Source organism: Flavobacterium sp. Leaf82, from assembly GCF_001422725.1.
In the GTDB taxonomy this organism is placed as follows: Bacteria; Bacteroidota; Bacteroidia; order Flavobacteriales; family Flavobacteriaceae; genus Flavobacterium.
Genome location: NZ_LMMA01000036.1, coordinates 1 through 14,888 on the forward strand (window position 1 = coordinate 1; position 14,888 = coordinate 14,888).

Annotated in this window: 9 protein-coding genes; 8 read left to right on the plus strand and 1 reads right to left on the minus strand. The window is 36.4% G+C overall.

Features of this window, described 5'->3' with window-relative positions:
* The first annotated feature begins 62 nt into the window (after window positions 1–62).
* The 8 genes from ASF10_RS22065 to ASF10_RS22100 all read left to right on the plus strand — a co-directional run bounded on the left by ASF10_RS22065 (window position 63) and on the right by ASF10_RS22100 (window position 11,962).
* Window positions 63–695: a nitroreductase gene (locus ASF10_RS22065; RefSeq protein WP_056254346.1), complete on the plus strand. Its 633-nt coding sequence runs from the start codon at window positions 63–65 to the stop codon at window positions 693–695.
* Between the two features lie 31 nt (window positions 696–726).
* A complete protein-coding gene (locus ASF10_RS22070) occupies window positions 727–2,247 on the plus strand; it encodes a pyridoxal phosphate-dependent decarboxylase family protein (protein WP_056254855.1) in 1,521 nt (506 codons plus the stop codon).
* Window positions 2,225–4,666, plus strand: a complete 2,442-nt coding sequence (locus ASF10_RS22075) for a GNAT family N-acetyltransferase (RefSeq protein WP_056254857.1) — start codon at window positions 2,225–2,227, stop codon at window positions 4,664–4,666. The genes ASF10_RS22070 and ASF10_RS22075 overlap by 23 nt, the downstream gene beginning before the upstream one ends.
* Window positions 4,667–4,683: 17 nt before the next feature.
* On the plus strand, window positions 4,684–6,021 hold the full coding sequence (locus ASF10_RS22080; protein WP_056254349.1) for a lysine N(6)-hydroxylase/L-ornithine N(5)-oxygenase family protein: 1,338 nt from the start codon (window positions 4,684–4,686) through the stop codon (window positions 6,019–6,021).
* A gap of 259 nt (window positions 6,022–6,280) precedes the next feature.
* Window positions 6,281–8,116 carry an IucA/IucC family protein gene (locus ASF10_RS22085; RefSeq protein WP_056254352.1) on the plus strand — a complete coding sequence of 612 codons (1,836 nt, stop codon included), beginning with the start codon at window positions 6,281–6,283 and terminating at the stop codon, window positions 8,114–8,116.
* Window positions 8,113–9,519: an MATE family efflux transporter gene (locus ASF10_RS22090; RefSeq protein WP_056254354.1), complete on the plus strand. Its 1,407-nt coding sequence runs from the start codon at window positions 8,113–8,115 to the stop codon at window positions 9,517–9,519. The genes ASF10_RS22085 and ASF10_RS22090 overlap by 4 nt, the downstream gene beginning before the upstream one ends.
* Window positions 9,520–10,020: 501 nt before the next feature.
* A complete protein-coding gene (locus ASF10_RS22095) occupies window positions 10,021–10,263 on the plus strand; it encodes an acyl carrier protein (protein ID WP_056254356.1) in 243 nt (80 codons plus the stop codon).
* A 313-nt stretch (window positions 10,264–10,576) separates the two neighbouring features.
* Window positions 10,577–11,962, plus strand: a complete 1,386-nt coding sequence (locus ASF10_RS22100; protein WP_056254359.1) for an AMP-binding protein — start codon at window positions 10,577–10,579, stop codon at window positions 11,960–11,962.
* Between the two features lie 362 nt (window positions 11,963–12,324).
* On the opposite strand, the gene ASF10_RS22105 is transcribed toward ASF10_RS22100, so the two are convergent.
* Window positions 12,325–14,661 (minus strand): TonB-dependent receptor, encoded by a 2,337-nt coding sequence (locus tag ASF10_RS22105; protein WP_056254362.1) that lies wholly within the window; start codon window positions 14,659–14,661, stop codon window positions 12,325–12,327.
* Between the last annotated feature and the right edge of the window lie 227 nt (window positions 14,662–14,888).

Below are 14,888 nucleotides of genomic sequence, written 5' to 3' on the forward strand. Positions count from 1 at the left end.
TTACAAATATATTTTTATTTCATTAAAATCAAAAGAATTTTCTTAAAAATTTTGAAAAAAATATGATAATTAGCAACAAACCCAGCAAAACCAAGGAATCAGATTCTTCTGATAAATTAAAAAAAATATCGAAGAATATTCGCAACAGAAGAAGTATATACGCCAATGAGTTTGTAAAAAAAGAACTGCCCAAAAACCTTCTCAACGAAATCCTGACGAACGCCACTTGGGCTCCAAATCACAAAATGACAGAGCCCTGGAGATTTATTGTTTTTAAAGGAAAGTACCTGAAAGAATACGGAGAATTTATGGCGCATTATTACAAGGATTTTTATAGTGATTTATCGCCTGAAGCCCAAAAAGAGAAATTAAATTATCTTAGAGATTACCCCTTAAACGCTGCTTGCCTTATTGGGATTGTGATGGTACGAAACACTAAAATCGATCTTCCGGAATGGGAAGAAATTGCTGCTGTATCATCGGCAGTTCAAAACATTGCACTAACCTGCACGGCACATAAAGTGGGCAGTTACTGGAGTACCAAAGGCGTTGCAATAGATTATGTTGCTGAATTTGGTCTGGCAGAAAACGAAAAATCATTGGGTCTCCTCTACCTCGGTTATTATCCTGAGAGTTTAAAATCATCTAAAAAGAAAAGGACGCCTTTGTCTAAAAAAGTCATTTACCTCGAGTAAATAAAACTAAAACCCCTAAATGAATACCACTATGAATACCACACTAATCAATGAAAAAGTAGCAGAAAAAGCGCTTTTGCCAGAACAGGATTTGTATAAAGACATTTTCCACCAGAATTCAGGTACCGAATATGCTCAGGCCGTAAAACTTGCACAGGAACGTGTTTCGAATTTTCTTGAAAACAACAAAAAACCTTTTAGCGGCATTAGACCTGACGAAATTAAGTCAAAAGTCGAAGCGGTAGACTTTGCCAAACCTCTGCCCGATTATGAAAGTCTGCTTGATGAAGTCGACGAACTTTATGTAAAACATGCCACGGCGTATCACCTTCCGGAATATATTGCACACTTAAATTGCCCTGTTGTAATCCCTGCTTTGGCAGCCGAAGTTTTGATAAGTGCCATAAATTCTTCTCAGGATACATATGATCAAAGTGCCGGCGGAACTTTTATGGAACGCAAACTTATAGACTGGACAAGTGAGCAAATTGGCTATACAAAAGGCGACGGAATTTTTACTGCCGGAGGTTCTCAAAGTAATTTAATGGGATTGCTTTTAGCAAGGGATTATTATTCTCTTGAATATCAAAAATGGAATATTAAACTGGACGGTCTTCCTCCGGATGCTTCAAAATTCAGAGTTTTCGTTTCAGACAAAGCCCATTTTAGCAATCATAAAAATGCCTGGATTTTAGGACTTGGCGAACAAGCAATTGTGCATGTTGGCGTGGATCAAAGATACCGCATGGATCCTGAAAAACTCGAAAAAGCAATTGCGCAGGAAATAGAAAAAGGCAATATCCCGATTGCGATTACAGCAACTGCCGGAACTACAGATTTTGGAAACGTAGATCCGCTAAAAGCAATTGCAGATGTTGCAAACCGCAATAATTTATGGCTTCACGTTGATGCGGCTTACGGCTGCGGATTATTACTGACCGAGAAACACAGACATCTTTTAAACGGAATCGAACTCGCAGATTCTGTAACAATCGATTATCATAAATCATTTTTTCAGCCCATAAGCAGCAGCGCTTTTATTGTAAAAGACAAACTGCATCTTAATATTATCAAGCATCACGCTGATTATCTCAATCCGAAAGAGCAAAATTACGATGCACTTCCGGCGCAAATCAACAAATCTATTATACAAAGTACACGTCGTTTTGATGCGTTGAAACTTTGGTTTACGCTCCGTTATTTGGGCAAAGAAAAACTAGGGCAATTTACGGACACAATAATCGAAACAACCCAAAAAACTGCCGAAATCATAGAATCTGATGAAAACTTCGAGCTTTTGTGCCATTCAGATTTAGGCGTTTTAGTATTCAGATATCTGGATGGTCCGGCAGAATCTACTTCTTGCGAAGTCAACCAATACATAAAAGAAAAACTCTTTTTTAGCGGAGAAGTTTTAGTTGCCAGTACAAAAGTAAACGGAGAATTCTATCTCAAGTTCACCATTTTTAATCCGCTTACAACCCTAAATGACATCAAAAAAATACTTAACCTCATTAAACAAAACGGAAATGAATACCACAGACTTAACTAATTTTCGCCAACTGGCAGAACAGGTAAATTTTAAATCCCTGATTAATTGTTACTGCAGGGAATTTAGTAATTGGAGCCGCTACGAAGGTATTCCCAAATACGACCAAACGCTGGCAGATTTTATGCAAACCATCGATCACAGCTTATTTCTGAGATTTGATTTTACCACGATTGGTCAGGAAGTTTTTGCTCCGCTTACTTATTTTTCTGAAAGTGGCGTTCATTCGTTTGGTTTTCCAATTGTATCGCGCACTATTGCATCTGATGATTTCAGGGAAATAAACCCAATGGAATTTCTTGAAATTATCAGCGAATATGCTAAAACAGATTATCCTGATATCGATGCGCTTCCTACTCAAAAACGTATGGAAAACAGTATCGATAATCTCGCACTTTATCTGGAACATTATAAAAACAGCGATCATTCTGCCAACAATGCCGAACAATCTTTTATAGAATCTGAGCAATCTTTGATTTTAGGACACACGGTACATCCTTTGCCTAAAAGCAGAGAAGGTTTTACCAAAGATGAATTACTAAAATATTCTCCTGAAACCGGAGGGAAATTTGGTTTACATTTCTTCCTGATTCATCCTGAAAATGTAATCGAAAAAAGTGCTGCAGACTATTTGATTACAGATCACTTGAGAGAAGAAATCGTAAAATACGCAGATGAACATTCTAAGGAATTACTTGTTTTTTATTCTAATTATAAAGTAGTTCCCGTTCATCCTTGGGAAGCCAATTATTTATTGGATCAAAAAGAAGTAAAAGAAATGCAATCGAAGCAACTTCTTTTCAGTCTTGGCGAATTTGGACCTTCTTATACAGCAACTTCATCTGTTCGAACCGTTTATAATGAAGAAAGCGAATGGATGTACAAATTCTCTTTGCATGTAAAAATTACCAACTCTTTCCGTGTTAATTATCTCCATGAATTAAATCGTGGTTATGATGCAGCGCAACTTATGAAAACCAGTTGGGGAAAAGACATCCAAAAAGAATATCCTCAAATACAACTTATAACTGATCCCACGTTTATTGCCGTTACTTATAACGATAATATTATTGATGGTTTTAGTACAAGCGTTCGTCAAAACCCTTTTCACGGTTCCAATGCTAAAAAAAATGTAACAATGGTCGCTTCTCTTTGTCAGGACGGCGTTCTGGGCGAATCACCAAGAATACTAAATCTTATCAATGAAGCTGCCAAAAGACAAGATGCATTTGCAACAGATACTGCGCTTGCATGGTTTAAGCAATATCTAAATATTACTATAACGCCGCTTATTGGTATTTTTAATAAATACGGATTTGGATCTGAGTTTCATCAACAAAACATGCTGATTGAATTTGACGAAGATCTTTTTCCGGCAAAACTTTATTTTAGGGACAATCAGGGCTATTTTTTCCGTCAGGGAAAAGTGGAAGAACTCGAAAGCCTGATTCCTGATTTTGGTAAAGAAAGCAGATCATTTATTGCCGAAAGCAGAATCATTGATTTCTGGGGATATTATCTTCTTGTAAACCACTTGTTTGGCGTAGTGAATATTCTGGGCAAAAATAAACTGGCAGACGAAACTATACTTCTTAACCTGATCTATGAAGCTTTAAAAAACGAAGAAGAATCAGATACTACAGGTCTTGTAAATCATTTTACCAATAGTGTAAAACTGGTTGTAAAAGGAAATCTCCTAACCAGTTTAAACAATATGGATGAAGCCAGCGCGCCAAGAACAAATCCTGCGGTTTACAAAAAATATCCTAACCCGTTAAACAAGCATTTTTTCTCTAAAAAATTAATTAATCCAAAAGAGAATACGACCGTTTTCAGCCGCTTTTTCGAGAAAGAAAATGTAACTATAACCTTGCGTCCGGTAGATATTGACAAAGATATTGAGATGCTTCACGAATGGTTTCACCGTGAACACGCCCTGAAAATTTGGCAAATGAACTGGCCAATTCGCGAAATCGAAGCCTTTTACAGAATGTTGCTTCCCGGAGATCACGGTCACAGTTTTATTGGTGAAGCAAATGGCGTTCCTACTTTTAATATCGAAGTATATTGGGCAAGCCGTGATATTGTGGGAGATTATTATGATGTTCTGCCATCTGATTATGGAACACATCAATTTATCGCGCCAACAGATCCTAAACTAAAATACGGATCGCCGGCAACACAAACGATGATGGATTTTGTCTTTGGAGAACCAAAAGTAGGTAAAATGGTTGGTGAAGGATCTGTAGATTCCATTGCATCGATGATGAATAAAGCCCACGTAGGTTTTAAAATCGAAAAAGTGATCGAAATGCCTCATAAAAAAGCCAATCTTAACTTTTGCTACAGAGAATGGTATTGGGCAAAATTTCCTGCAGCCAAAGATTTTCAGAATAATACCGTTTCAGCACCCCAAGTTTAATTCATAAAAATACCACAATGAGTACAGAAAAAATATACTCCGTAATCGGGATCGGGATTGGTCCTTTCAATCTTGGACTTGCCGCACTTATAGAACCTGTTGAAGAACTATCGGCATTGTTTTTTGATCAGTCAGAAAGCTTCGACTGGCATCCGGGACTTATGTTGAATAACGCCACACTTCAGGTTCCGTTTTTAGGCGATTTGGTCACAATGGCAGATCCTACAAATAAGTACAGCTTTCTTAATTATATCAAGCAAAGCAATCGTTTGTACAAATTTTATATTCGTGAAAACTTCTTTATTTACAGACGAGAATATAACGAATATTGCAAATGGGTTGCGGCGCAATTGCAAAATTGCAAGTTCTCACACAAAGTAGTTTCGATCGATCATATTGATGGAGTTTACAAAATCATGGTCATTAATACCCAGACCTGTATTACGACAACTTATCATGCAAACAAAATCGTTTTGGGTACCGGAACTTCTCCGCATATTCCGGAGTTTATCGATCCTGAATTTCCAAATGTGATTCACGCTTCAAAATACCTGAATTTTAAATCCCGTATTCATAAAAATGCATCTGTAACTATAATTGGTTCCGGACAAAGTGCTGCCGAAGTTTTCCGCGATCTTTTACCAGAAACCGAAAATGGTTTGCAATTAAAATGGTTTACGCGTTCGTCTCACTTTTTTCCTTTGGATAATAAATCAAAACTAACGCTGGAACTAACTTCTCCGGAATATGTAGATCATTTTCATAGTTTGTCTCCTGAAAAAAGACAACAGCTTTTAGCCCGTCAACACGGTCTTTATAAAGGAATTGATCAGGAATTAATCAACGAAATCTTTGATAGTCTGTACGAAATGAGTTTAGAAGACAAACCGTTAAATGTCGAATTACGTTCGAATTTGCGCTTGACTTCAGTAAACGAAACCTCAGATGGTTCTTATTCTATGGATTTTGTTCACACAGAATTAGACCAGCCTTTTGAAGATCAAAGCGATTATCTTATTCTGGCAACAGGTTATAAATACAAAGAACCCGCTATTTTATCCGGAATCGAAAACAAGATAAACCGTTTAGAAAATGGATTATTTAATGTACATCGAAATTATACTATCGATAAAAATGGTACGGATATTTTTGTCCAAAACGCCGAATTACACACGCATGGTCTTTCTACTCCTGATCTGGGAATGGGCGCTTACAGAAACTCGATCATCATTAATCAACTTGCAAATCGTGAAGTTTATAAGGTCGAAAAACGAATTGCTTTTCAACAATTTGGTGTACAAAAAGCAACACAGGAATTGTCTGAAGCTAATATTTTGGAATTAATAAACGAGTAAGCTGTGTATAATTTAACACATAGAAACATAGGTTTTTAATGCAAAAAAGAATGCTAAAAAACAAACACATTTAGCAGCTTCTTTGCATGTCACCCTGAGCGAAGTCGAAGGGCGTTCCAATTGGCACGTGGGCTTCGACTCCGCTCAGCCTGACAATTGGTTATTAAAAATTAAGAAATCAAAATCCTACTTATCTATGTGTTAAAAGTTAATTACACACAACAATTAAATAATTAGACCCTAATAAAATACCACTAGAATGATAACCCCGGAAAACACATTCAAAGACGCACAGCATCTTAACGCAGTGATTTGGGATCAGGTAAATCGAAACCTGCTCGCCAAAAGTATTGCCGAATTAATGCGTGAAGATGTTGCAAAGCCACAAATAATTGGCACCGAAGATAATGGTCTTACCCATTTTATATTAGAAACCGATAAAGAGACTATTTATTACCGTTTTTCTGCCTATCCAAGATTCCTGAATTATTGGCATATTGTCAAAGAAAGCATTCATAAAATTGAAGATGAAGTGAAACTGGATCGCATCGACGTACCCAATTTCTTTATCGAACTTCAGGAAACTTTTGGAATCAACTCTTTTACATTGGCACATTATATCGAGGAATTGCTGCATACTTTATATGCTGATGCTTTTATTCATTCAAAACGTCGTTTGTCGGCTTCAAAATTAGCAAATGCCGATTTTCAAACCATAGAACACAGTCTTGACGGACATCCTTGGGTAATTGTAAACAAAGGCCGAATTGGTTTTGACTCTGAAGATTATGAGAATTACACCCCGGAATCCGGTCAAAAAACACAATTAGTCTGGGTTGCTGCTCATAAAAACAGAGCAACTTTACGCTTACAAACTAATATGAGTGAGCAGACTTTCTATGAAGATGAAATAGGAACCGAAAAAATAGAAGCTTTTAAAAATAAGCTGATTCAGTCAAAAGTAAATCCGGATGATTATATTTTTATTCCTGTGCATTTATGGCAATGGCAGAATAAACTGGTTATGCAGTTTTCTCATGAGATTGCGTCTAAAAATCTTATTCCGTTAGAATTAACAGAAGATATTTATAGTCCGCAACAAAGTATTCGTACGTTTTTTAATCAGAGCAAACCCAATAAACATTACGTAAAAACGTCGATGTCTATCCTGAATACAAGTCATATTAGAGGATTGTGTCCCAGACAATTATCTATTGCACCACGACTTACAGAATATCTTAAAGACATTCTTAAAAAAGACGAACATTTGCAAAAGATGGAAGTTGTGCTTTTAGGCGAAATGGTTTCTGTTACCTATACACATCCCAGTTATAGTAAAATTGTAAATCCTCCGTACCAATACAATGAATATTTAGGTGCGATGTGGCGCGAGAGTCCGGTAAATTCCCTCAAACACGGAGAGAATCTAATGACAATGGCAGCACTATTATATGTAGACGATCATGGCAAAAGCCTTGTAGAAGAACTGATTATAAAATCAGGACTTTCTACAGAGCAATGGTTAAAAGCCTATATGAGAGCCTATCTTAAACCTGTGCTTCAAATTTATTACCAGCATTCGTTATGTATCGATCCACATGGGCAAAATGTGATTCTTATTCTAAAGGATTATGTACCAACCCGAATCGCTTTGCAGGATTTTGTGGGAGATATTTTGATTAATGAAGAAGGAAAGAAAAAGCTTCCGCAGGAATTTATCGATAATATGTTTGTCGCTTCTCCAAATCCTGAAAATGCGCCGTTAACGATTCTTATTGCCGTTTTTGATGCATTTTTCAGATATCTGAGTGATGTATTAATAACAACAGTAAACTATTCTGAAGTTTCTTTCTGGACTTGCGTTCACGATATTATTTTAGAATATCAGGACGAACATCCGGAACTGCAGGATATGTTTGACAAATACAATTTATTCATTCCGGAGTTCAAACGCCTTATTTTCAATAGCCGCCGTTTGTATAATGGTTACGAAGAAACAGTTGGTTTTCCGCATATGAAAAAAAGTGGTTTTATTCCGAATCCGCTGCATCAACTAATCCATGAAGAAGCGTTAACAGAAAAAGAAAACTCATGAAAGAAGCCATTTTAAAAACACGCTCTTTCTTTGGTCTTTTAAGGCGTTCTCTTGCCGGAACCGAAAGTAATTTTACCTCCGGCAGTATCAATAAAACCATCATTTTGTTATCTGTACCAATGGTTGCAGAACTTTTAATGGAATCCTTATTTGTGTGTTCAAACCTTTTCTTTGTGAGTAGATTAGGTACAAACGCCATTTCGATTGCAGGAGCAACGACAACTTTTATCACCTTTTGTTATTCGGTTTCAATAGGTTTGGGGATTGCGGCATCGGCAATGATTTCCAGACGAATTGGCGAGAAAAAGTTCAAAGCGGCAGGACAAACAGCAATGCAGGTAATTTATGCAACAACCCCAATTGCGATACTTATAAGTGTAGTTTGTGCGATATGGACAACAGATATTATGAGTGCCATGGGACTTTCTGACGCTATGGTTCAGGAAGGAACCACATACGGAATTGTCATGTTTGCGTCAAGCGGATTTCTGATCCTGCGCATTGTCATAAACGGAATATTCCGCGGTGCCGGAGATGCTTCAACCGCAATGAGAATCCTTTGGCTTTCGAACGCGCTAAACATCGTATTGTGCCCGATCTTTATTTTTGGCTGGGGACCAATTCCCGCTTACGGATTACTGGGTGTGGGATTAGCTACTTTAATTGCCAGGGTTATTGGTGTACTTTATCAGGCATGGTTTCTTTTAAGACGCAAAACCGTCTTGAAAATAGGATTGGCACAATTGGTCTTTAATCTGGCAATTTTCAAAAGAGTCCTAAAACTCGCTTTTGGCGGAACAGTTCAGTTTATTATTCCGGCTTCGAGTTGGGTTTTTATGATTAAGATTATGTCTCATTTTGGTCCCAACGCGTTGGCAGGATATATTTTAGCGCAACGAGTAACATCTATTGCGACAATGCCTGCTTGGGGATTAGGAAATGCAGCGGGAATATTAACCGGACAAAACCTTGGTGCAAAACAACCGGAAAGAGCCGAAAAATCAGTTTGGAGAGCAGGAATGCTAAACATGGGATTCTTGGTTTTAATTGGTATTTGCTGGATTTTCCTTGCCGTTCCAGTTGTAAAAATCTTTACAGATATTCCGGAAGTAATCTCATTTAGTACCAGATACATTCATTTTATTTCGATGGCCTATATTCTTTTAGGATATACAATGGTAATTTCAAGAGCGCTCAATGCCGCGGGAGAAGTAAAAGTCGTTACCTGGCTTTATATATTAATGTTTTATATCGTGCAGATTCCGCTCGCCTACGCCTTGGGAATATCGCTTGAACTGGGATCAAATGGTGTTTTTACAGCCATCCTTGTATCTGAAATTGTATTGGCAGTCGCCTGTATAATTGTTTTTAGGAAAGGAAAATGGAAACATACCAAAGTTTAAAAAAATGTTTCACGCGGATTTTAAAAAGATTTAAGCGGATGTGTGCAGATTATTATTTAAAATTAAACCTGCTACAATCTTAATCTGCGCGAATATATATGTCACCCCGCTGGGGTTCATTAAATACGAATTCTGAATTTCTATAGATATTACGTCCCTCTGGGACTAGTATTGGTCAAATAGCATGCTCCAGAGGAGCGATATATCGATAGAAAATCCAGAACAAGTTTTTGCAAGAGCTCCAGAGGAGCGAAATATTTATAGCCTCCAGCGGAGCAAAATATTTATAGAAAAATCAGTTTTTGCAAGAGCTCCAGAGGAGCGACATATTTGTAGCCTCCAGTGGAGCGACATATCTATAGCCTCCAGAGGAGCGAAATATTTATAGCCAGGGGAGCGACATATTTGTAGCCTCCAGCGGAGCGACATTCATAGCTATGTTTCTAACATCATCACATACAAATTTTAACACAATATCAATTTAATTTAAATAATAGAAAAATGAGTACAATAGAACAATTACACGGAGTATTTGCAAGAGCCTTTGAAATTCCTGTTGAAGCAGTAAACGATGATTTAGAATATCAGGCTATTGCCGAATGGGATTCCATGAGTCATTTAGTTTTGGTTGAAGAACTGGAAAGTACCTATAATATCTCGATAGAAATGGAGGATATCCTGGAAATGGGAAGTGTAACAAAAATTAAAAATATCCTTAAAAAGTACGGATTCGAGATTAATTAGAACAAGTCGTAAGACTTTTAACACATAGTTTCGAAGCTTAATGTCAATAAAATTTCTCGCAAAGTCACCACAATATTGTCATTTCGACGGAGGAGACCCGAGCGACAGCGAACAGAAGAAGTAAATCACACGCGCTGATCGACAAAGATTAGCGATTATGGGAACGGAGTTTCTTGTGTGATTTCTCTCTTCGGTCGAAATGACAAAATCTTTGCGGCTTTGCGACTTTGCGAGAGATTTATTAGACTTCTGAACTATGTGTTAAATCATTTTTCAATAATTAAACTTAACCGATTAAAATAGACCTAAACTTATGGAACTATATGATTTAATCCGAAAAAACGAAAAACTGATCTTTACAGATTCCAGTACGGGACTTTCGAAATCTATTGCAGAAATGCACCAATCCTTAGAAATAGAAAACCTGCGTTCTGTAGTCTTTATCTATAATGATAATCAGTTGCCGGCGATAGAAACGTTACTGAACTTTTATCAAAGCAGGTATACAATTGCCTTATTAGGAATGGGTTTACTGGAAGATTTTAAGGAGAATTTAGAACAAAAATATACTCCTTATTATATCTATGATCCAACCAGAACTGCTATAGAAGGTTATAGCGCCGTAAAAGCATCAGATGCGATAATATTATTTAAGCGAAATGTGAATTTAATTTATCCAATACATGCCAAAACCAAACTTTTATTAAGTACATCCGGAACAACCGGTTCACCAAAATTCGTGAGACTTTCTGATGAAAACCTGGTTCAGAATGCGAAGTCTATTATGGAATATATGCCGATACGAACAGATGATGTGGTGCCCTTAAATGTGCCCATTAATTTTGTGTATGGCTTATCTATTTTTACGACCAATTGTATCAAAGCAAATCAGATTGTGTGTACGGATAAAGATGCTTTCCAGAAAGAATTCTGGGCAGATTTTAAAAAATACGGATATTCTACCTTAGGCGGAGTACCTTATTTTTATGAGATGTTGTATAGTATTGGGTTCTTCAGGAAAGATCATCCTTCGCTGCGATATCTTACACATACAGGCGGCATGTTAAACCAAAAACTCATCGAAGCAATTGCAGAATTTAGTGAGAAATTCGACAAACAATTCTTTGCTCAATATGGACAGACTGAAGCTTGCGGAAGAATGGCGTATTTGCCTCCCAAAGATCTTTTAAGAAAAGGAACATCGATTGGTTTACCCGTTAAAAACGGAAGATTTGAGATCGATAACGAAACAGATGAGCTCATTTATATTGGTCCAAATGTATTTGGCGGTTACGCAAATATCCGATTTGATCTTCAGTTTTTCGAACAACAGGAAAAATTAAACACAGGAGACAAAGCCAGAAAAGATGAAGAAGGTTACTATTATATTGTAGGCAGAATAAAACGAATTGTAAAATTATTTGGTGTGAGGCTAAATCTGGATGAAACAGAATTGCTTCTGAAAGATGCTTTGGGCGGTCAAACTTTTATTTGCCTCGGAATTAATGACAAACATTTAGCCGTTATGTACACAGATCAAAATTTAAATAAAGAGTTAATCCTAAAAGTCTTAAAAGCAAAACTGAATCTGCATGCCAATTCTTTAAAAGTTATGTTTATAGAGGATGTGCCACTTACACCAAACGGAAAAGTGAATTATCCATTACTTAAAGAATCGCTGGAATTGAGTTATGCTTAGTTTTTAGTCGCAGTTTTCAGTCTCAGTCTCAGTTTGCAGTCTCAGTCTCAGCTTTCAATTTAAGTATTTTTTTCAATACTGTGACATAAACTGGGATTGAATACTGAGACTGAGTACTGCGACTGAAAACTGAATACCTATATTTTTATCAGAGCACCAAAGGCTAGCGCGAGCGTCCCGCTCGTGTTAGTTCCAAATTAAAAGCTTCAGTTCACGAGCGGGACGCTCGCGCTGGCATGAGGACTGAGACTGCAAACTGCAAACTGAGACTGAGACTGAACACTGCGACTGCAAACAGAGATATTTAAAAAAAAATCACCTCTTAACAGAGGTGATTTTCTAATTTTAACCAAATACGTTTTTTAGAATTTCAAGGTCAGATTTACTAAGAAATTTGCCGGAGCCTGAGGTGCTCCCCATGAACTCCAGTATTTTTTATTGCTAAAATTATTTACCTTAACTCCTACTCTCCAGTTTGATTGCTCATAGAATAAAGTTTGGTTATAAATAGTATACGACGGAATATAGAAAGTATTTGCAGTCGACATATAACTTTTGTCTACATAATTAGCTCCAACACCCATACCCAGACCTTTTAACGTATTTTGAAATTTATACGAAGCCCAAAAGTTTGCCACATCTTCAGGAGCATCTTGTGCTTTGTTTCCTTCGATAGCTTTGTTGGCAGCATTTGTTCTTACAATGCGGTTATCGTTATAAGCATATCCCGCAGTAATATCCAAACCTGGTAACGGATTAGCCAAAAATTCAAATTCAACACCTTTACTTACCTGTTTTCCATCTTGTTGGTAAACTAAATCAGCTTGTCTAATTACAGCATTATCATTCGTAATATTATAATAACTTACTGTAGCGCTTAATTTTTTATTAAACAATTCTGTTTTAATACCCGCCTCATATTGATTTGCATAAAGAGGATCTAATACCAATTGTTCACCATTTGGTTGTGTAACCGGAGCTAAATTTTGGAATCCGTTCATGTAATTACCAAAAATAGAAACCTGATCCTTAACGATCTGGTATACAATTCCTAGTTTTGGCGACAAGGAGTTTTGACTATAACCTGGCACAGTTCCGCTTTCTTTTCTTTCAAAATTATCTAAACGTAAACTCGCCATTGCATATAATCTGTCTGCAACGCCCAATACATAAGAACCATAACCGCTAAAAGTATATTCGTCCCTTCCGGCTCTGATAACCGGCGCTAACAATACTTTATCAATTTCGTTTCTTCTTATCGGATTAAAATTAGTGCTAACATCAATTGTTCTAATTGGAGCTGTAGGAGTTGGTGTCGACGAAAAAGTATCAGTATAATATCTGTAATTAGCGCCAAACAATATTTTATGTTTTAAAATTCCAGTCGTAAATTCAGCATTGATATTCTCCTGAATGTTGGTATAATTACTTGAAATTGGTCCAAAAAGCGTTGCACGAATAGTAGCCGTTGTAGGCGAAGTCCATGTTGGTAAAACCTGATAACTATAATCTAAATCTTCGTTTACATAAGAAAATAAAGTAGTCGATTTCCAGTGATCCGCTATTTGGTATTCAGCCTGAACAAATGCTTTTGATGAAGAAGATTTTGCATCGGCATCATCATAAACCAACGACTTTTTATAACCTAATTTTATGTCTCTGGGATTTGTAATTCCTGATGCAGCCGTAACCGTTGGGAATAAAGGTCTTGTACTATTTACCGTAAACAACTCAGCATCGATATTAAAAGTAAGTTTTTCATTCGCTTTAAAAGTAATACTTGGTGTAAAAGAAATTGTCTTATTAAACCCGTAATCTAAAAAGCTTTTTTCATTATTAACAGCTGCGTTAACCCTGAAAAGTACTTTTTTATCCTTAGTCAAAGGTGTATTTATATCAACTGTAAGCCTGTTTAAACCAAAACTTCCTGCCGTGTATGAAATTTCAGTTGCTGATGTTTCAAAAGGTTTTTTAGTCACCAGATTCACAACACCTCCAAAAGAGGAAGCAGACGATCCGAACAAAGTTCCTGAAGGTCCTTTTAATATTTCTATTCTTTCGACATTTGCAATACCAACACTTGATCTGCCAGACAGCGTTTCCATTCCGTTTCTGGAATTAATCCCTACCGTAAAACCTCTAAAAATAACGGCAAATCCGCCTGAAGGGTAATTAAGAGGTACAACTCCGGGTGCATTTTTTACTGCACCTGCAATATCAATTGCAATTTGTTCCTGAATAAGTTCTTTGTGTATAACATTATAAACTTGTGGGTTTTCTATGTTTTTAAGAGGCATTCTTGCAACATATTGAGTTTTTTTAGAAAGAAGACTTTTTCTGTTATTAATTACAACTTCCTGTAATTCCTTATTAGAAACCTTAAGCTGTACATTTATTATCGAAGTTTTATTATCTTCAACCGTAACCTCTTTTTCTGAAGTTTCGTAACCCGCCAGAGAAATTTGTAAGATGTAAATATTCTCTCTGATTCTGTTAATTTCAAAATTCCCGTCTTCATTGGTAGTAGTACCATACTTTGAATTTTTAAGTACAATGTTCACATCTGATGCAGGCTGCCCGTCAGAAGTTGTAATTTGACCTTTTATTTTTCCATGATTTTGTTGTGCAAAAGAAAACACCGAAAATAAAAAGACTATAATAAATAAAAAATGTGATGTTCTTAAACTAAGATATTTCATTGATTTTTAAATTTGGTTAGTATTTTGTTTTTATTTAGAATCAATAAAAACAGCGCAAAAATAAAAATTAATAATCGTTTAACAAGTAATATTTCTATTTATTGTGCAGAAATACGAACAACTTCAAATATTACAGCCGTTTTATCAGCCTATTTTAAATGATAGCGTTGGATTTTATGTAATCCTAAAAATAATTCTTACATACTATATATCGTACAACATCAAAA